19 protein-coding genes are annotated in these 16,958 nt (G+C 74.3%); 7 read left to right on the top strand and 12 right to left on the bottom strand.

Annotation, left to right across the window (positions count from 1 at the left end; translation table 11 throughout):
• Positions 1–145: 145 nt before the first annotated feature.
• On the bottom strand, positions 146–889 hold the full coding sequence (locus RH864_RS01270; protein WP_310515683.1) for a glutamine amidotransferase: 744 nt from the start codon (positions 887–889) through the stop codon (positions 146–148).
• Entirely contained in the window at positions 886–1,623 is a 738-nt protein-coding gene (locus RH864_RS01265) for a LysR family substrate-binding domain-containing protein (RefSeq protein ID WP_310515682.1), read from the bottom strand. Before RH864_RS01265 ends, RH864_RS01270 begins: the two co-directional genes overlap by 4 nt.
• A 42-nt stretch (positions 1,624–1,665) precedes the next feature.
• On the opposite strand from RH864_RS01265, the gene RH864_RS01260 reads away from it, so the two are divergent.
• On the top strand, positions 1,666–2,043 hold the full coding sequence (locus RH864_RS01260; protein WP_310516007.1) for a DUF5997 family protein: 378 nt from the start codon (positions 1,666–1,668) through the stop codon (positions 2,041–2,043).
• 183 nt (positions 2,044–2,226) lie between these two features.
• Here the strand turns inward: RH864_RS01260 and RH864_RS01255 are convergent, their stop codons facing one another.
• Complete coding sequence (locus RH864_RS01255) at positions 2,227–2,856, bottom strand: alpha/beta hydrolase (RefSeq protein WP_310515681.1); 630 nt, start codon at positions 2,854–2,856, stop codon at positions 2,227–2,229.
• An 86-nt stretch (positions 2,857–2,942) separates the two neighbouring features.
• On the opposite strand from RH864_RS01255, the gene RH864_RS01250 reads away from it, so the two are divergent.
• The gene (locus RH864_RS01250; RefSeq protein ID WP_310515680.1) at positions 2,943–3,521 is read left to right on the top strand and encodes an NUDIX hydrolase family protein; all 579 of its coding nucleotides are present in this window, start codon (positions 2,943–2,945) and stop codon (positions 3,519–3,521) included.
• Positions 3,522–3,794: 273 nt separating this feature from the next.
• On the opposite strand, the gene RH864_RS01245 is transcribed toward RH864_RS01250, so the two are convergent.
• From RH864_RS01245 to RH864_RS01230, 4 genes are all read right to left on the bottom strand, one after another.
• Complete coding sequence (locus RH864_RS01245) at positions 3,795–4,301, bottom strand: GNAT family N-acetyltransferase (RefSeq protein ID WP_310515679.1); 507 nt, start codon at positions 4,299–4,301, stop codon at positions 3,795–3,797.
• A 158-nt stretch (positions 4,302–4,459) separates the two neighbouring features.
• Positions 4,460–6,061: a DEAD/DEAH box helicase gene (locus RH864_RS01240; protein ID WP_310515678.1), complete on the bottom strand. Its 1,602-nt coding sequence runs from the start codon at positions 6,059–6,061 to the stop codon at positions 4,460–4,462.
• 325 nt (positions 6,062–6,386) lie between these two features.
• Positions 6,387–7,016, bottom strand: coding sequence for a DUF1684 domain-containing protein (locus tag RH864_RS01235; protein ID WP_310515677.1), 630 nt, complete (start codon positions 7,014–7,016; stop codon positions 6,387–6,389).
• Positions 7,013–7,519: a hypothetical protein gene (locus RH864_RS01230; protein ID WP_310515676.1), complete on the bottom strand. Its 507-nt coding sequence runs from the start codon at positions 7,517–7,519 to the stop codon at positions 7,013–7,015. The genes RH864_RS01235 and RH864_RS01230 overlap by 4 nt, the downstream gene beginning before the upstream one ends.
• A gap of 82 nt (positions 7,520–7,601) precedes the next feature.
• On the opposite strand from RH864_RS01230, the gene RH864_RS01225 reads away from it, so the two are divergent.
• Together RH864_RS01225 and RH864_RS01220 are read left to right on the top strand one after the other, a co-directional pair.
• A complete protein-coding gene (locus RH864_RS01225; protein ID WP_310515675.1) occupies positions 7,602–8,879 on the top strand; it encodes a hypothetical protein in 1,278 nt (425 codons plus the stop codon).
• A gap of 25 nt (positions 8,880–8,904) precedes the next feature.
• Positions 8,905–9,471, top strand: coding sequence for a hypothetical protein (locus tag RH864_RS01220; RefSeq protein WP_310515674.1), 567 nt, complete (start codon positions 8,905–8,907; stop codon positions 9,469–9,471).
• 163 nt (positions 9,472–9,634) lie between these two features.
• On the opposite strand, the gene RH864_RS01215 is transcribed toward RH864_RS01220, so the two are convergent.
• The 3 genes from RH864_RS01215 to RH864_RS01205 all read right to left on the bottom strand — a co-directional run bounded on the left by RH864_RS01215 (position 9,635) and on the right by RH864_RS01205 (position 12,023).
• A complete protein-coding gene (locus RH864_RS01215; RefSeq protein WP_310515673.1) occupies positions 9,635–10,240 on the bottom strand; it encodes a CGNR zinc finger domain-containing protein in 606 nt (201 codons plus the stop codon).
• 83 nt (positions 10,241–10,323) lie between these two features.
• Positions 10,324–10,827, bottom strand: a complete 504-nt coding sequence (locus RH864_RS01210; RefSeq protein WP_310515672.1) for a SprT-like domain-containing protein — start codon at positions 10,825–10,827, stop codon at positions 10,324–10,326.
• Positions 10,828–10,856: 29 nt separating this feature from the next.
• The gene (locus tag RH864_RS01205) at positions 10,857–12,023 is read right to left on the bottom strand and encodes a PQQ-dependent sugar dehydrogenase (RefSeq protein WP_310515671.1); all 1,167 of its coding nucleotides are present in this window, start codon (positions 12,021–12,023) and stop codon (positions 10,857–10,859) included.
• A gap of 61 nt (positions 12,024–12,084) precedes the next feature.
• Here RH864_RS01205 and RH864_RS01200 point away from each other — a divergent pair, with 61 nt between their 5' ends.
• From RH864_RS01200 to RH864_RS01190, 3 genes are all read left to right on the top strand, one after another.
• Complete coding sequence (locus tag RH864_RS01200) at positions 12,085–12,810, top strand: LamB/YcsF family protein (protein ID WP_310515670.1); 726 nt, start codon at positions 12,085–12,087, stop codon at positions 12,808–12,810.
• A gap of 220 nt (positions 12,811–13,030) precedes the next feature.
• The gene (locus RH864_RS01195; RefSeq protein WP_310515669.1) at positions 13,031–13,669 is read left to right on the top strand and encodes a 5-oxoprolinase subunit B family protein; all 639 of its coding nucleotides are present in this window, start codon (positions 13,031–13,033) and stop codon (positions 13,667–13,669) included.
• Between the two features lie 304 nt (positions 13,670–13,973).
• Complete coding sequence (locus RH864_RS01190) at positions 13,974–14,834, top strand: 5-oxoprolinase subunit C family protein (protein WP_310515668.1); 861 nt, start codon at positions 13,974–13,976, stop codon at positions 14,832–14,834.
• A gap of 228 nt (positions 14,835–15,062) precedes the next feature.
• Here RH864_RS01190 and RH864_RS01185 read toward each other — a convergent pair whose 3' ends face one another.
• On the bottom strand, positions 15,063–15,932 hold the full coding sequence (locus RH864_RS01185) for a spermidine synthase (RefSeq protein WP_310515667.1): 870 nt from the start codon (positions 15,930–15,932) through the stop codon (positions 15,063–15,065).
• A gap of 56 nt (positions 15,933–15,988) precedes the next feature.
• Complete coding sequence (locus RH864_RS01180; protein ID WP_310515666.1) at positions 15,989–16,645, bottom strand: polyamine aminopropyltransferase; 657 nt, start codon at positions 16,643–16,645, stop codon at positions 15,989–15,991.
• Positions 16,646–16,958 lie beyond the last annotated feature (313 nt).

Genomic DNA, 16,958 nt, shown 5'->3' with positions numbered 1-16,958 from the left:
ACGCCCCCCCGTTGGTCGAGTAGCGCCCGACGAAGGAGGACGCGTATCGAGACCTCGTGACCGATCTCGTAATCGGCTCGCCGGGGTCTCGATACGCGTCGCCACTCCGTGTCGGCGCTCCTCGACCAGCGGGGTTGTGTCGGCGCTACGCCGCCGGCTCGGCGTCCGCGAGCTCCACGAATCGGCGGAGCATCCGGGCCGGTTCTGTGACGGATGCCCCGGCGAGCCGCTCGCTCACGGCGACGAGCTCGCTCGCCGGGAAGTAGCCGTGGTGCCGGTAGATCCGCGCCCGCGCGACGAAGTCCGCCGGCGTGACCTCGGGGTGGAACTGCGTCGCGTACACGCGAGCGCCCGCGCGGTACAGCTGCACGGGGCACGCCGCCGATTCGGCGAGCAGCACCGCTCCGCCCGGAAGCCGGGACGTCGACTCCTTGTGCGCGGCGAGCGCGTCGAACCGCGGTGGGAGCCCACGCGTCAGCGGGTCCTCGCGGCCGGACGCGGTCAGAGTCAACTCGACCGCGGCGGCCTCCTCGCCGTGCTCGACGCCGACCTCGCCGCCGAGCACGCGCGTGAGCACGCCGATGCCGTAGCACGTGAAGAGCACGGCCGAGTCCGTGCCGACTCCGTGCTCGGCGAGGCGTGCGAGATCGGCCTCGACCCGACGCTGCACCGGATGCTTGCCGGACTCGCGCGTCGAGACGTTGAACGGGCTGCCGCCGACCAGCACGCCCGCGTACCGCGAGAGGTCGGTGTCGCCGAGCGCGTCGACGTCGAGCCGCAGGTGCTCGAGCCGGCCCGCGTCGAGCCCCGTCGCGCGCTGGAACGACGTGTACTCGGGCCCGACGGCCTCGACCTCGGGGCGTACGGAGATCAGCAGGAACGGTCTCACCGGCGACGTCCCTTGCCCGAGTGCTTGCCAGACCCGCCCGTGCGCTTGCCCGTGGACCGGCGGCTCGAGCGCGTGCCGGCTGCGCCGCGCGCGTGCTTCCCGCCGGCGCCTGCGCCGCTCGATCCGCCGCGACCGGATTCGTTCTCGCGCGGGGTGCGCGTCCGGGTCGCGTCGCTGCCGGCCCCGGCCGGGTCGGGCTCGGCGCCGCGCGAGCTCTGCGCGGTGCGCCCGCGCACGACGCCGACGAACTCCTGGATGTCGGCGTCGTCGCGTTCGACCCGCCAGACGAGCGCGATGCGGGTGGGCGGGGCATCCGTCACCGGGATCGCGACCACGTCGCGGCGGTGATGGAGCCTCGCGACGCCGTGCGGCAGGATCGCGAAACCGGTTCCGGCCGCGACGAGCTCGACCGTCATCGCCGCGTCGGGCTGCTCCGGGGCGGCCGGCTCGTTCGCGAGATCGGCCAGCTCGAGGGTGTCGGCCGCGGCGAGCGGATGCTCCTTCGCCAGCACGGCGACCGCGACCTCCTCCCAGAGGGGGATCGCGTGCAGCCCGTCGTGCGGCACGGGCAGCCGGACGAACGCGAGATCGTGCTCGCCCGCGAGCAGCGCCGCGAACTGCTCGGCCTCGTCGACCCGGGTCGCCTCGAGCGGCTGGTCGGGCCGCCGCTCGGCCCAGGTGCGCAGCCACCGCCCGGGGCTCACGCCCGCGACGTAGCCGAGCCTCAGGGTCATGCTGATCAGGCTATCGGCTAGCGTGTGAGGGTGAGTCAGTCCATGAAGCCCGAGACCGCGGCGAAGAAGCTCGGCATCCTGCTCGAAGCCGCGCCCGAGTCGTTCCGCGAGGGCGCCGTCACGCGCGAGGAGTTCGCCGCGCTGCAGGCCGACCCGCCCGAGTGGCTTCAGGTGCTGCGCCGCGAGGGCCCGCACCCCAAACGTGTCGTGGCCGAGAAGCTCGGCATCTCGAACTCCGGCCTCGCGCGCGCCGGTATCACCGAATCGCTCACGACCACCGAGATCAAGGCGCTGCTCGCGTCGCCGCCCGAGTGGCTCGTCGCGGAGCGTGCGACCCAGGCCGAGGTGCGCGCCGAGAAGGTCCGTGTCGCCGAGCGCGACGCCGAGCGCGCGCGCCGCGCGGCCGCCGACCAGGACTGACCGCCGCCGGCCGAGTACGGAGCGCCAGTGGCGCTTCCGCTGGTCGAGTAGGGAGCGCCTGTGGCGCTTCCGCTGGTCGAGTGGGGAGCGCCAGCGAGCGTATCGAGACCCGGCATCCGCGATCGGCTGCGGTGTCGATACGCGTGCTCCTTCGTCGCTCGCACCTCGACCGACGGATGGCGGTCAGGCGTAGCGTGCCGTGAGCCAGGCGACCAGGTCGCCGAGCTCGCGTTCGGAGACCGAGTGGCCGAGCCCCTCGTAGATGCGTGCGTCGACGGCGGCGTGCTCGGGAAGCCAGGTCTGCGTGCGGGCCACCGCCTCGTCGGGGATGACGGTGTCGTCGGTGCCGCGCCCCCAGAACACGGGCGGCCGCACACGCGCGAGCTCGGCGTCGCCGTCGCGCTCGCCCGGCAGGGCGAACCCGGCGAGGCTCGCGGCGAACGCGAAGCGTGCCGGGTCGCGCCGAAGCAGCTCGATCGCCATCGCGCCGCCCTGCGAGAACCCGAGCACCCCGACGGAGGGCGCCTCCGGCGCCTCGCGGTCGAGCCAGTCGAGCACCGCGGTGGTCGAAGCATCCGCCGCGTCGACGGCCGCCTGTATACCGTCGGCCGTCAACGGGAACCAGGCATAGCCCGCGCTCGCGGCGAGCGGCGCGCGGAGCGACGCGATCGCGGGGCGCAACGGCAGGTACGGACTCAACCCGAAGAGGTCGCCCTCGTGCGAGTTGAACCCGTGCAGCAGCACGAGCAGCGGGCGGTTCCGCCGGTCGGCCGGGGAGGCCGACCAGAGGACGGCGTCGTCGTCGATGCGCATCCGGGCATCGTACGCTACGCGGTTCGGGCGGAGCGATCCGTCGGCGATCCGCTGGTGATCCGAGGGCGGTGGGGCAGAATCGGTGCATGAGCGTGCGCACACCTGACCCCGACTGGCAGGGCGACGAACCCGAGCCCGGTCCCCCCACGAACCCGGGCTGGCTGAGCGAGCTCGAGCTGGCCGAGATCCGCGGCCGACTGCCGCTGCTCTACGTCGAGGCCGTGCCGGTGCGCGTCGACGGGCTCGGGCAGGTCACCGAGGTCGGCATGCTGATCCGCGCGAACGCGGTCGGCGAGATGACCCGCACGATCGTGTCGGGCCGGGTGATGTACGGCGAGACCGTGCGCGACGCACTGTTCAGGCACCTCGAGAAGGATCTCGGGCCCATGGCGTTCCCGCTGCTGCCCGCGAGCCCGACGCCGGCGACGGTCGCCGAGTACTTCCCGCTGCCGGGCATCTCGCCGTTCACCGATGAGCGGCAGCACGCGGTGTCGCTCGTCTACGTGGTGCCAGTGACCGGGACCTGCGAGCCGCGCCAGGACGCGCTCGAGGTCACCTGGATGCCGCCCGCGGAGGCTGCGAGCGACACCGTCACGAGCGAGCTCGAGGGCGGCCGTGGCGTGCTCGTCCGTCAGGCGTTGGCCTCGGTGGGCGCGCTGACCTGACCCGCGCCGACCTGACCCGCGCCGATGCGCGCGCTCATGCGTCCCGAGACCCCGCCGATCCCGAGCGGTCGCTGATGGCGGGTGTTCTTGCGGATCACCCGCCACTCGCGCCCGTTCGATGCTGTCGCGCACGGCGAGGCGGCTGTGTGGGTGCCCGCGAGACGGGCCGTCGAGCGGTCGCAGATGGTGGGTGCGAGGGCGCGACACCCGCCATGCGCGACCGTTCGAGGGTGCGCGATCGCGATGGCCGCCCGGACGGCAGCCGTGCGAGCGTCAGCGCACCAGGCGGACCTCGTGGATCTCCTCGCCGAGGAAGGGCTGCACCTGCTCGGCGCCGTCGGCCGTGAAGCCGTTGCGCGCGTAGAACCGGTGCGCACGCGGGTTGTCGCTCGCGACCCAGAGGTACACGGGTTCGGCGCCGACGGCGGCGTCGAACAGCTTCTGCCCGATGCCCGTGCCGTGGTAGGCGTCGAGCAGGTAGATGAAGTAGAGCTCGCGCTCGCGCGGCGGGTTCTCGTCGCGGGCAGGGCCCGCGCCGACGAAGCCGACGATCTCACCGTCGACGAGTGCGGCGTACTGGCAGTACTCCTCGCCGCGTGAGGCGAGGTGGGTCCAGAGCTCGGCCATGCGGCGCGGCGACAGGTGCTCGAACGCGGCGGCGCTGATCAGGTGGTCGTAGGTCTCGTGCCAGCAGGTCGCGTGCACGCGACCGAGGGCCTCGACATCGGAGTCGCGGATGGGGCGGACGACGACCTCGGTGGCAACAACATCGGTGCTCATGCGACTGAGACTAAGCCAGGGCACCTGCGAGACGAAATCGACGGATTCGTCCCGGGTGCCGGCGGGATGTCACGCGCCGCATTCCGACGAGAGTGCGATCTTGGCTGGTGGAACCGGGGTTCGCCGCCAGGATCGCACTCTCGCCGGAATGAGTTCCCTCAGCCCTGGGCGCGGCGGTTGGTGCGCGTGTTGCGGTTCGGCGAGACCAGGCTGCCCACGCGCAGCGGCTGCTTCGCGCCCCCGCGACCGGATGCCCCGCGCTGCGCGCCCGTGGTCTGCGCGCCGCGGCTGTGGCCGGCGCCCTGCTTCGGGGCGTGCGCCTTCTCTTCGGCGGGACGGCCCGAACGGTCACGGCGGGGCGTGTTCGGCGCGACGTCGCCGCTGCCGCTTCCGCCGCGTCCGCGCCGACGACGGCCGCCGCCGGCACCCGCGCCACCACCGGCACCGGCGCCACCGCCGGCGCCTGCGCCACCACCTGCGCCGACGCGCTCGTCGCGTGCCGCGCGCTTGCGCTGGGCATTGGCGCCCTGCGACCGGCCGCCGCCGCCCTGCGGCTGGGCCGCCTTCGGCGCGGGCTTCACGTACGCGGCGACCTCGCCCACGAGCGCGGTCACGCTCGGCGACGACGCGGTGACCCGCTCGGGCGTCACCGTGATCGCGGCCTTGCGCAGCAGCGACTTCAGGTCCTGCTTCTGGCCGGGGAGGCAGATCGTCACGACGTCGCCCTCGCTGCCGGCACGCGCGGTGCGGCCCGAACGGTGCAGGTACGCCTTGTGCTCCATGGGCGGGTCGACGTGGATGACGAGCTCGACGTGGTCGACGTGCACGCCGCGTGCGGCGACGTCGGTCGCGACGAGCACCTTGGCCGAGCCGTCGCTGAACGCCGCGAGGTTGCGGTCGCGCTGCGGCTGCGAGAGGTTGCCGTGCAGGTCCACCGCGGGGATGCCCTGCTCGGTGAGCTTCTTGGCGAGCTTCTTCGCGTGGTGCTTGGTTCGCATGAACAGGATGCGGCGGCCGGTGCCCGACGCGAGCGTCTTCACGAGCTCGTTCTTCGCGTCGACGTCGTCGACCTCGAACACGTGGTGGGTCATCGCGGCGACGTGCGAGGTGGCCTCGTCGACCGAGTGCAGCACCTCGTTCTGCAGGAAGCGCTTCACGAGCTTGTCCACGCCGTTGTCGAGCGTGGCCGAGAACAGCAGGCGCTGGCCGCCCTGCGGGGTCTTGTCCATGATGCGCGTGACGACCGGCAGGAAGCCGAGGTCGGCCATGTGGTCGGCCTCGTCGAGCACCGTGATCTCGACGGCGTCGAGCGTGACGAAGCCCTGCTTCATGAGGTCCTCGAGGCGGCCGGGGCAGGCGACGACGATGTCGACGCCCGCGCGGAGCGCGTCGACCTGGCGCTTCTGGTTGATGCCGCCGAAGATCGTCGTCGTGGTCATGCCGTAGGCGGCCGCGAGCGGGGCGAGCACGGCATCGATCTGGGTCGCGAGCTCGCGCGTCGGCGCGAGCACGAGGCCGAGCGGGCGGCCGGGGCGCCGCTTGCCGCCCGACAGCGAGCCGCCGAGGCGCGCGGCCATCGGGATGGAGAACGCGAGCGTCTTGCCCGAGCCGGTCTTGCCGCGGCCGAGCACGTCGCGTCCGGCGAGCGTGTCGGGCAGGGTGTCGACCTGGATCGGGAAGGGTGAGCTCTTGCCGTCCGCCTCGAGGGCGGCGACGAGGGGTGCGGGCACGCCGAGCGTGCGGAAGGTCTGGTCGGTCATGGTGCCTTTCAGGGCAGTGCGCATCGCGGGGATCGACCGGCCGCACGGCGGCCGGGAGCTGACCCGACGATGGGAGGTGGCGAAGGCGCCGGTCGGCGCATCCGTTCGCCGTATGAGAGTCATCGGACCGTGCACGAGTGCCCGGGCCGGGAAGCGTTTCTACGACGCAGGCGGCGCGATTCGGTGCGCTCGCCTCCGGTAGCTTAGCGGATGCTCCTGGGCAGGCGCCGTGCGAGGTCTCGATACGCTCGCTGGCGCTCGCTACTCGGCCGACGAACCCCGTTGATCGAGGAGCGCGCGACGGGGGAGCACGCGGATCGAGATCTCAGCGAGGCATCCGCTCGCCGACCGGGATCTCGGCCGCGATCGTGTTGCCCGCCTGCGCGAGCGGGCACGACCACGACGGGTCGTACGCGCACGACGGGTTGTAGGCGAAGTTGAAGTCGACGACGATCGCGTCGTCGCCCGCCCCGTTGCCGAGGTCGGCGCCCTTCATGGTGTCGAGCAGGTACCGGCCGCCGCCGTACGTGCCGCCAGGCGCCCCGGCGAGCCCGTCCTTCACGGGCAGGAACAGTCCGCCCGCGTAGCCCGAGACCCGCCACAGGTCGAGCGTGCCCAGATACGGCAGCCGCACCGTGCCCACGAGGCTGAACGGGATCGCCCCGTCGGTCGCCGAGTCGATCACGAGCTTGACCGGCTCGTCGGGTCGGCGCACCTCGAGCTCGAACCGCCAGTCGGGGTCGTAGCGCGCGACGGTGAGGCCCGTGAAGCGCGCCCGGTCGTCGGGCAGCAACGGCGACTGCGGATGCCCCGCGAACAGCTCGTCACGTGCCGACTTCCACAGCTCGTGGCCCGCGGCCGGATCGTGCGCGCTCAGCTGCCGCACGCCCGCGTAGAGCCCGAACACGCGACGCCGCCAGTCGGCGAGCTGGAGGGCGCCGAGCGAGGCGGTCATGCGGCGTCCGCCGTTCCCGGCGGGTCGAACCGCCACGTCGGGGCGAGGGCGCGCAACCGCGCCCCGCGCCACTGCCAGAACGCCCAGGTCGGATACCAGAGCGCGGCGTCCGCGACCGGGTTGCCCGTGCTCGCACGCAGCTGGTCGCGGTACAGGGTGCGGCCGTCGGGCAGCGCGGAGACGGCCATGCGGTGGTCCCAGCGCTCGAACGCGGCGAACGGCCCCGAGATCGCACCGCCCCCGTCGCGGAGCATCCGCACCCCCGCAGGCAACCCGCCCGGGAAGCTGATGTCGACGATCTCCTCGCCGGCCGGCCACCGCCCGAACGCGAGCGGTCGCACCCGATGCTCGCCCTCGGACCAGGTCGTCGGCAGCGCCACGCCGTCCGGGGTATCGAAGTCGAGCCACGGCGCGACCACCTCGCGCAGCACCGCCGGTGAGGCGAGCGCGCGCCACGCGGCATCCGCCTGGCAGTCCAGGGTGAGTTTCAGGAGCACCCGCATGTCCCGAGCGTAGGACGAACGGATGCCCCGGCCAACCCGCGGCTCACGGGAGAGGCTCATGCCGACCTCATAGAATCCCGGCATGGACGCGTGGTGGTGGGTGCCCTCCCTGATCGTGTTCGGATCGGCCGGCGTCGCCGCCGTGGCGGGAGTCGTGGGCCTGCGCCGTCTGGGTGCGCGCCGGGCGCGCGCCGAGCTCGACTCGGGACGCACGCTCGAGATCGGCGCCAAGGGGCTCATCGTCGAGACCGACGAGGCGGTACGCGAGGCCCGCGCCGAGATCGGATTCGCCGAGGCCCAGTTCGGACCGCAGACCGCGACGCGGCTGCGACGTGCCGTCGAACGCGCCGAGGCGCTGCTGCGCGAGGCGCTCCTGCTGCAGCAGCGGCTCGACGACGCGACGCCCGACACCGCCGCCGACCGCCGCGCCTGGAGCGCCCGCATCACCGACGCATGCCGTTCGGCGCTCGTGGTCCTCGACGAGGCCCAGGGCTCGCTCGCCACGGCACGGGCCGCCGAACGCGGCGTCGCCGAAGGGCTGCCCGCACTGCGGGACGCGGTCGCCGGCCTCGGACGGCGCTGCGCCGACGCGGTCGACGCCATCGACCGGCTCGCCGAGCGATTCGCGCCCACCGCGCTCGCCGCAGCGCGGTCCGACGCCGAACGCGCGCACGCCGCGATCCTCGCCGCCGCCGCCGACCTCGACGAGGCCACGGCGCAGGGCGCCGGCGTGCCCATCGCGCCCGTCCTCGGCCGGGCCGCCGACCGCCTGCAGGCGGCGGTCAAGCACCTCGACGTCGCCGAGCGCGTCGAGCTCAGGCTCGCCGCGGCCGTCGACGAGGCACGCGCCGAACGGACCGCGCTCGACGACGAGGTCGCCGCAGCCCGGCGCGAACGCGACGCGCTCTCGGCCGGCCCCGACGCGGCCGAGCCCGGCGTCGCCGCCGCGGCGGCGACGCTCGGGGAGGCGGTGGGCGAGGCATCCGCCCTCGTCGCGGCGCGCCCCGACGACCGGGACGACCCGTTCATCCGACGCGACCGCGCCCGCGCCGCGCGCGACCGGCTCGACACCGCACGGGCCGATGCGCGCCGCGCGTCGGGGCGGCTCGACGGCGCGCGCACCGCGCTCGGCGGCGCGATCGCGATCGCCGAGAGCCAGCTCGGCGTCGTGCGCGGCCTCATCGAGCGCGGATCGGTCGGCCCGGCGGCGCGCACGCGGCTGGCCGAAGCCGAACGGCAGCTCGTCATCGCACGTAAGGAACCGGACCCGGTCGCGGCCCTCGACGCGGCCCGCCGCGCGGCCGCACGCGCCAACGACGCCGAGGCTCTTGCGCGATATGACGGCTCGCTCGGCGGCTGACCGGCGTGCTGGATAGCCTGAGGGGATGACGACCGAGCCCGCATCGACGCCCTACCCGCCCGCCTCGCAAGGCAAGTACCAGATCCGGTTCGATCAGGGCGACGCGGGCCTCGCGCGCATCGCGGGCGGCGTCGACATCGTGATCTGGGTCGACGCGCTCGCCGACGCGTCGGCCGCGTCGCACGCCCTGCCGAGCAGCGTCGTGCCCGATTCGGCCGCGATCGTCGCAGCCGGCTTGACGGATGCCTCGGCGGTCGCCGCGTGGATCCTCGCCGAGCAGGAGCGGCTCGGCCGCCGCGCCTACGTGGCGATCGTCGCCGCGAGCGACGGCTCGGCCTTCGCCGTGCCCGACGTGCTCGCCTCGGGGGCCGTCGTCGACGCCCTCATGACGCTCGGCCTCGACGACACCTCGCCCGAGGCCGCGGTCGCGAGTGCTGCGTTCGGCGGGCTCAAGCGGGCCGTCCGGCACCTGACGGCGGCCTCGGCGCAGGGTCGGCAGGCCGTGGCCGACGGGGTCTCGGCCGAGCGGCTGCACGCGCTGTCGGCGATCGACTCGAGCACCGACGTGCGCGTGCTGCGCGCCGCGCGCTGACGCGCGCCGCGCGCTGACGCGCGCCGACCCGCCTCCTTACTCAGGAACTTCGAGACGACACGCGGGCACCCGCGCGGCCCGGCACGGCGTGTCGTATTCGGATTTCCTGAGCAAGGATTGGATGTCGCGGCCAGAGGCCCGGGCGCATGCCGGGGCGGGCGGGTCAGGTCGCGGTGCGGGCCCTGGCGCGGTGCGCGCGCACCTTGGCCCGGTTGCCGCAGCGCTGCATGGAGCACCAGCGGCGGGTCGCGGCGCGCGACGTGTCGAGGTAGATGATGCCGCAGTCGTCGGCGCTGCACGCACGGATGCGCTCCAGGTTCCCGGGCGACACGAGGTCGACGGCCTCGCGCGCGATCGTCGAGAGCGTCTGACCCACGGTCTGCACCGAACGCCCGGCCTGCCTGGTGCCGCCGGGCAGCGCCGGCGGGATGTCGGGCGTCGCCGCGTACAGGTTCACGACGTCGATGTCGGAGCTGTCGAGCGCCTCGTCACGGCTGGCCGCGAGCGCGAGCCGGGTGATCGCGGCGCGGAGCGCGCCCGCGTCGGCGAGGTCGCGCGGCGCAGCCGCGCCCACGGGCATGGGGAAACGTTCGCGGAGCCACGCGGTGAGGTCGTCGGGCTCGTGCAGGCGATCGGCTGCGCCGTCGAGGATGGGCCCGGTGTACGCGAAGTCGAGCGCGAACGAGCCCGTGTCGAACCACCACTGCTGACCGTCGTCGGGTGTCGTGAGCCACTGGCCCACGGGGATCGACACGGTCGAGACGGGCACGGGACCATCCTCATTTCGGTGGGCGGGACTGATTCGGTGGGCGGATGCCCCGGGCGGCGCGGATTCGGCCGGCGAGGCCGGACTCAGCGCGCGAACGCGCTCGAGCTCGCGGCCCGGCGGCGCATCGCCGCGGTGATCTCACGACGACGCCACTCGATGAGGTGCGCGGTGTCGAATCCCCGGCGGCACAGGCCGCAACTGAGCGGCCGCACCGGTTCACGATACCTGAAGTGCTCGTGCCCGGCCGGGCACCGGCCGACCCACGGCGCGAGCTCGTCGGCGACCTCGCCGTCGTGCGTGCGCCGCCCGACGTACCCGAGGGACGCCGCGGTGGCGCGCCACTTCGGACCGTGCCCGGCGCGTGGCCCGGCCATGGCGTGCGCCACCTCGTGCAGCAGGATCTGGTGGATCTCGTCGTCGTCGTACCGCGCGGCGAGATAGCGCGAGACCGAGATGCGTTTCGCGGTGTAGTCGCACAGACCGGCACGCCGCTTCGCGTGATCGAACTCGAACCGCCAGACCGACGGGTCGAGGTGCAGCGCGATGAGCGCATCAGCCCACCGCCGCACGCGATCCAGATCCGCCATGGCATGAAGGATAGCCCCGGCCGCCGACGTCACGGCACCGGCGAGACCGGCACCCGCAGCAGCCGGTCGTCGCCGTCGGCGGGCGAGCCCCGTCCGTCGGTGTTGTTCGTGACGAACCACAGCTCGCCGTCCGGTCCCGGAACCACGTCCCTGATCCGCCCGAACTCGCCCGCGAACCACGGTTGCACGATCGGGCCGCCTTCGGCGGCCGCCGGGTAGACGGTCCAGACCCGTTCGCCGCGCAGCGCCGCGAGCACGAGCGTGTCGCCCACGATGGCGAGGCCGCTCGGGCTGGCCTCGGACGTCGGCCACTGCGCCACCGGGTCGCTGAACCGGGCGTCGCCCGCCTGCCCCTCGACGACGGGCCAGCCGAAGTTCGCGCCGCGCTCGATGCGGTTCAGCTCGTCCCACGTGTTCTGGCCGAACTCGGCGGCCCACAGTCCGCCGTCCGCATCCCACGCGATGCCCTGCGGGTTGCGATGTCCGATCGACCACGCCGCGGTCCCGAACGGGTTGCCCGGCGCCACGCCGCCGTCGGGCGTCAGCCGCAGGATCTTTCCCGCGAGCGAGGCCGGATCCTGCGCCGCATCGCGCTGCCCCGCGTCGCCCGTGGTGACGTAGAGCATGCCGTCGGGTCCGAACGCGATCCGCCCGCCGTTGTGGTTGGCGGCCTTCGGGATGCCCGCGAAGACGGGTTCGGGTGCGCCGAGGGTCAGCGAGCCGGGTGCGCCGGTCAGCGGCATCCGGACGATGCGGTTGTCGGACGCCGCGGTGAACATGGCGTAGACCTGGTCCGGGCCAGCCGCGCCGTCGCCCTCGCGGAACGCGAGGCCGAGCAGGCCGCCCTCTCCGGCCGGCACGACCTCGGTCAGGTGCGTCACGGTGCGCACCGAGCCGTCGGCGCCGACCTCGACGATGTTCGCCGTGTCGCGTTCGCTCACGAGCACGCCGCCGTCGGGAAGGCGCAGCACCGACCACGGGGCATCCAGCCCGCCCGCGATCGTGGTGACCGGGCCGTCGGGCAGCACCGCCGCGGGTGGCGGTGTCGGCTCGGGCGCCGGCGACGCCGGCGCGGTCGTGCCGGCCGAAGGCTCGGGAGTCGGCGTCGCCGACGGGGTCGGGGCCGGACCCGCGGTGCACGCGGCGAGGGCGAGCGAGAGTGCGGCGGCGGATGCCACGTGCGCGATCCTGCTCATCTGACTCCGCATTTCGCCCTTCCCCGGTCCAGTCTCGCCCGAGCGGCGGCAGAATGGGAGCGTGGCGGCCAAGATCGACCTGAACAGTGACCTCGGTGAATCGTTCGGCGCATGGCGCTCGGGTGACGACGCGGCCATGTTCGAGCTGGTCTCGAGCGCGAACGTGGCCTGCGGGTTCCACGCGGGCGATCCGCTCACCGTGCGGGAGAGCGTCGCGCGCGCGGTGCGGCACGGCGTCACGGTCGGCGCCCACCCGGGGTATCGCGACCTCGCCGGGTTCGGGCGGCGCGCGCTCGACGTCGGCGCCGACGAACTCGCGGCCGAGCTCGTCTACCAGCTCGGCGCGCTCGACGGCGCGGCACGCGTCGCGGGCACGCGCGTCCGCTACGTCAAAGCGCACGGCGCGCTCTACCACCGCCTCGCGGACGACCAGGTCGCGGCGGCCGCGTTCGCCGAGGCGATCGCCGCCTACGATGCCGGTCTGTGGGTGCTCGGCGGGGCGGGCACGGCCATCGCGGCGGCGGCGGATGCCTCGGGGCTCCGGTTCGCCCGCGAAGGCTTCGCCGATCGCGGGGTCGGAACCGACGGGCGGCTCATCCCGCGCGGCGCGCCCGGCGCGGTGCTCACCGAGCCGGCCGCGGTCGCCCGGCGTGCCGTGGAGCTCGCCCGGTCGGGCGACGTGGACTCGATCTGCCTGCACGGCGACACCCTCGGCGCGGCCGCGCTCGCACGCGCGGTGCGGAGCGCGCTCGAGGCCGACGGCGTCGAGATCCGGGCGTTCGCGTGAGCGGGGCGGGGTCGCCGGGTCTCGATACGCGTCCTCCTCCGTCGGGCGCACCTCGACCAACGAGGCCGGACACGCCCCTCCGCTGGTCGGGGAGCGGCCCCCTCCGTTGGTCGGGGAGCGAGCGACGAGGGAGCGGCCCCCTCCGTTGGTCGAGTAGCGAGCGACGAAGGAGCACGCGTATCGAGACCCACCACGCCCCCAGCCTCAGCCGGACGACCGCATGAACGTGCGCATCCTGCCGAGCGGCGAGGCCGCGGTGCTCGTCGAGTGCGACGACCTCGTCGGCGTGCTCGCTCTGCACGACGCCCTGACGGCGGCTCCGATCGACGGGCTCGTCGAGCTCGTGCCCGCCGCACGCACGCTGCTCGTCGCGGTCGACCCAGGCCGACTCCCGCTCGAGACCGCGGCGAGCTGGGTGCGGCGCGCGGCCGCACACGCGGAGGCGAGGGGGACCGACCCCGCGAGCGCGGCGACCGACGCCGTGACGGTGCCCGTCGTCTACGACGGCGCCGATCTCGCGTCGGCGGCGGACGCGCTCGGCGTGCTCCCGGACGAGCTCGTCGACCGGCACGTCGCGGCGATCTGGCGGGTCGCGTTCATCGGGTTCTCGCCGGGGTTCGCGTATCTCGTGAGCGACGACTGGACGTTCGACGTGCCGCGGCTCGCGAGCCCAAGGACGCGCGTGCCCGCGGGCGCGGTCGGCCTCGCGGGCACGTTCAGCGGCGCATACCCGCGCGAGAGCCCGGGCGGCTGGCAGCTCATCGGCCGCACCGACGCGACGCTCTGGGATCCGGCCGCCGTGTCGCCCGCACTCCTCGCCCCCGGGACGACCGTGCGCTTCGCGCGGAGCCCGCGATGAGCGCCGGCGTCCGTGCGCTCGGGTCCGCGCCCGCACCCGCACTCGCACTCGCACCCGCACCCGCACCCGTGTGCCGCTCGTCCGCGCAACCTCGCCGAACGGTCGCGTGTGGTGGGTGTGCGAGCTTCGCACCCACCACCAGCGACCGTTCGCAAACGGGTTGGACGGTCCGGTGGGCCGGCTCCGGCTCATTCGTCGAACGGGCGCGTGTGGTGGGTGCGCGGCGTCCCCACTCGCCACCAGCGCCCGTTCGCCGAGACCGCGCTCGGGGCGTGTGCATTGCATGCGCAGCGGGCGGCCGACGATGAGCGCGCTGCAGGTCGAGCGGCCGGGCGCGCTCGCGCTCGTCGAGGACCTCGGGCGGCCCGGCCTCGCCCATCTCGGGGTCGCCGAGTCGGGTGCGCTCGACCGCGGTGCGCTGCAGCTCGGCAACCGGCTGGTCGGCAACCCGGACGGGGCCGCGGGCCTCGAGCTCGTCGGGGGCGGGTTCCGTGCGGTGTTCCGGGGCGAGCACTGGTTCGCGGTGACCGGGGCGTGGGGCCCCGTGCACCTCGACGGCCGGCGCATTGCGCCGTACACCGCCGCCCGCGCGCGGGACGGCGCGGTGCTCGAGCTCGGGGCTCCCGAGCGGGGCATCCGGTATCTGCTCGCGGTGCGCGGCGGACTCGACGTGCCCGCCGTGCTCGGCTCACGCTCGCGCGACACGCTCGCGGGCCTCGGGCCGGAGCCCGTCGCGGCAGGCGCCGACCTCACGATCGGGCCCGAGCCTGAGGCATCCGTGCCCGCGCTCGATCAGGATGCGGCGTACCCGCCACCGGCGGGTGCGGTGACGGTCGAGCTGCGGGCCGGGCCGCGCGCCGACTGGGTGACGGATGCCTCCCTGGCGGCGCTGTTCGAACGCGAATGGCGGTTGTCGCCGAACTCCGACCGCATCGGCGCGCGGCTCGACGGGACGCCACTCGAACGCCGGCATTCACGCGAGCTCGTGAGCGAGCCGACCGTGCCGGGATCGATGCAGCTTCCGCCGTCGGGGCTGCCGACGCTCCTGCTCGCCGACCGCCCGGTCACGGGCGGGTACCCCGTCATCGCGATCGCGACGAGGGCCTCGCTCGACCGGATCGCGCAGTTGCGGCCGGGCCAGGCCGTGCGGTTCCGGCACGCGTGACCGGCGCGCCCACGCGCGCGCGGTCTCGAACGGGCGCTGATGGTGGGTGCGAGCCGGATGCACCCACCATCAGCGACCGTTCGATGAGGGGCTGCGGCCGTCCGAATGAGGGTGCCGGGCCGCGCGGCGAATCGAACGGGCGCTCATGGTGGGTCCGAGTCGGGCACACCCGCCATCAGCGACCGTTCGCGAGGGACGTTCGTGTGCTGTCTCAGCGAGACGCGGTGGTCAGCGACTGAGGAAGACGGAGCGGTTCGGGGGCGGGCTCGGCACCGCCGTGGCATCCGTCGCGACGTGCGCGCCCGCGATGAACCGGTGCAGCTCGTCGCCCTCGACGAGCTTCGCCGGCGCCGGGTCGGCGGCGAGCCGGCGCGGCATCGTGTCGAACGGCAGCGGGTCCGCCGAGGCGAAGATGACGACGTTGCCGACCCGGCGGCCCTTGAGCATGGTCGGCGGTGCGGCGATGGCGACGTGCGCGAACACGTGCGCGAGGGTCGCCGCCTGCGATCGCGCGAACGCGAGCCCTGCGCCGTCGGCGACGTTCACGGCGACGAGGCCGCCGGGCGCGAGCCGCGGCACGAGCAGTCCGTAGAACTCGGCGCTCGTCACGTGCGCGGGTGTGCGCGCCCCCGAGAAGATGTCGACGATCGCGACGTCGACGGCGCCGTCGAGTCCGGCCGGCAGCTTCGCGAGGACCTCGCGCGCATCGCCCGTGCGCACCCGGATCTGCGCGCCGCGCGGCAGCGGCAGGTGCCTGCGCACGAGCTCGACGAGGTCGGCCTCGAGCTCGACGACCTGCTGCCTCGAACCCGGCCGGGTCGCGGCCACGTAGCGCGGGAGCGTGAGGGCGCCCGCGCCGAGGTGCAGCGCGGTGACCGGGGCGCCCTCGGGCGCGACGACGTCGACCGCGTGGCCGATGCGGCGCACGTACTCGAACCCCAGCCAATCGGGCCGCTCGAGCTCGACGTGCGACTGCGGGGTGTCGTCGACGTAGAGCGTCCACGCGCCGCGCTCCGAGCGGGACTCCTCGAGCCGGGCGAGGTGCCCGCTGACGCCGAGGCGGCGTTCGAGGTCGGATCCGGGTTCGCGGTCGGGCATGGCGGCAAGGCTACCCGCGGCGGCGAGGCCACGCGTGCCGCCGGGGCGGCGGGCGGTCAGCAGGCGCCCCAGAGCACGAAGTCGAGGCGGTCGGCGGTGAGCACCCCCGCGGGGTGCGGGCCCGCGGCGAGGAGTCGCCGTTCGAGGTCGGCCGGCACGCCGCCCGGCGCGACCACGAGGATGGCGTTGCCCTCCTCGGCGCCCGCGAGCACCGGGGATCCGCCCGCGACGAGCAGCTCGGCCGTCGGCGCGATGCGTGTGAATGCCCGGGCCTGCGCGCCGAGGCGCGTCAGCCCAGCGGCGTCGGCGACGTTCACGATGACGAGCCCGTCGGCAGCGACCACCGCGAGCACGTCGCGCACGAACCCGGGGCTCGACACGAACGCGGGCGGCTCGAGCCCCGTGTAGAGGTCGACGACGACGAGGTCGAACGGCAAGGTGGAGGGTCGGGCGGATGCCTCGGGCTGCGGCCGCTCGCGCCCGGGGACCGCCGTCTCGTGGCGCGCGCCCGACATCTCGGACACGGCCACGCGTGCGTCGGCGATGACGAGCTCGACGTCGGCGTCGCGGGGGAGCGGGACCCGGGCGAGCACGGCGTCGAGCATCGCCCCGTCGTGCTCGACGACCACCTGCGCCGAGCCGGGCCGGGTCGCCTCGACGTACCGCGGCAGCGACAGCGCCGCCCCCGAGGTGCAGCGCGCGGATCGGCGCACCGGGAATGCGGAACGCGTCGATGACGTTGCCGATCCTGCGCACGTACTCGAAGAAGAGCCGGGCCGGGTCGGTCGGGTCGATGTGCGACTGGGACTGGCCCTCGACGAGCAGCGTGAACCCGTCACGAGAGAAGACATCGCGAGCGAACTCGAAGGGCTGCATGGCGGAATGGTGCCACGATTCGGCCGGGTTCTGGCGGGTCATCCGTGGATTTGGGCTGAGCGAGCGCCTTTTATACCGGACTCGCAGGAACAAATCAAGAATCCGACTGGACATGGCGCGTCGCTTGACATATAGTTGACCTTTGCGCTC

This window comes from Agromyces aerolatus, assembly GCF_031432255.1.
Classification (GTDB): domain Bacteria; phylum Actinomycetota; class Actinomycetes; order Actinomycetales; family Microbacteriaceae; genus Agromyces.
The sequence above is the reverse complement of the archived record's forward strand: the minus strand, read 5'-3'. Positions and strand labels throughout refer to the sequence as shown.

Excerpts from the sequence above, each read along its gene's own strand:
- RH864_RS01265 (WP_310515682.1), bottom strand. The coding sequence starts at position 1,623 with ATGACCCTGAGGCTCGGCTACGTCGCGGGCGTGAGCCCCGGGCGGTGG.
- RH864_RS01235 (WP_310515677.1), bottom strand. The coding sequence starts at position 7,016 with ATGACCGCCTCGCTCGGCGCCCTCCAGCTCGCCGACTGGCGGCGTCGC.
- RH864_RS01260 (WP_310516007.1), top strand. The coding sequence starts at position 1,666 with ATGAAGCCCGAGACCGCGGCGAAGAAGCTCGGCATCCTGCTCGAAGCC.
- RH864_RS01245 (WP_310515679.1), bottom strand. The coding sequence starts at position 4,301 with ATGAGCACCGATGTTGTTGCCACCGAGGTCGTCGTCCGCCCCATCCGC.
- RH864_RS01205 (WP_310515671.1), bottom strand. The coding sequence starts at position 12,023 with ATGAGCAGGATCGCGCACGTGGCATCCGCCGCCGCACTCTCGCTCGCC.
- RH864_RS01210 (WP_310515672.1), bottom strand. The coding sequence starts at position 10,827 with ATGGCGGATCTGGATCGCGTGCGGCGGTGGGCTGATGCGCTCATCGCG.
- RH864_RS01220 (WP_310515674.1), top strand. The coding sequence starts at position 8,905 with ATGACGACCGAGCCCGCATCGACGCCCTACCCGCCCGCCTCGCAAGGC.
- RH864_RS01185 (WP_310515667.1), bottom strand. The coding sequence starts at position 15,932 with ATGCCCGACCGCGAACCCGGATCCGACCTCGAACGCCGCCTCGGCGTC.
- RH864_RS01250 (WP_310515680.1), top strand. The coding sequence starts at position 2,943 with ATGAGCGTGCGCACACCTGACCCCGACTGGCAGGGCGACGAACCCGAG.
- RH864_RS01190 (WP_310515668.1), top strand. The coding sequence starts at position 13,974 with ATGAGCGCGCTGCAGGTCGAGCGGCCGGGCGCGCTCGCGCTCGTCGAG.
- RH864_RS01195 (WP_310515669.1), top strand. The coding sequence starts at position 13,031 with ATGAACGTGCGCATCCTGCCGAGCGGCGAGGCCGCGGTGCTCGTCGAG.
- RH864_RS01230 (WP_310515676.1), bottom strand. The coding sequence starts at position 7,519 with ATGCGGGTGCTCCTGAAACTCACCCTGGACTGCCAGGCGGATGCCGCG.
- RH864_RS01255 (WP_310515681.1), bottom strand. The coding sequence starts at position 2,856 with ATGCGCATCGACGACGACGCCGTCCTCTGGTCGGCCTCCCCGGCCGAC.
- RH864_RS01240 (WP_310515678.1), bottom strand. The coding sequence starts at position 6,061 with ATGACCGACCAGACCTTCCGCACGCTCGGCGTGCCCGCACCCCTCGTC.
- RH864_RS01225 (WP_310515675.1), top strand. The coding sequence starts at position 7,602 with ATGGACGCGTGGTGGTGGGTGCCCTCCCTGATCGTGTTCGGATCGGCC.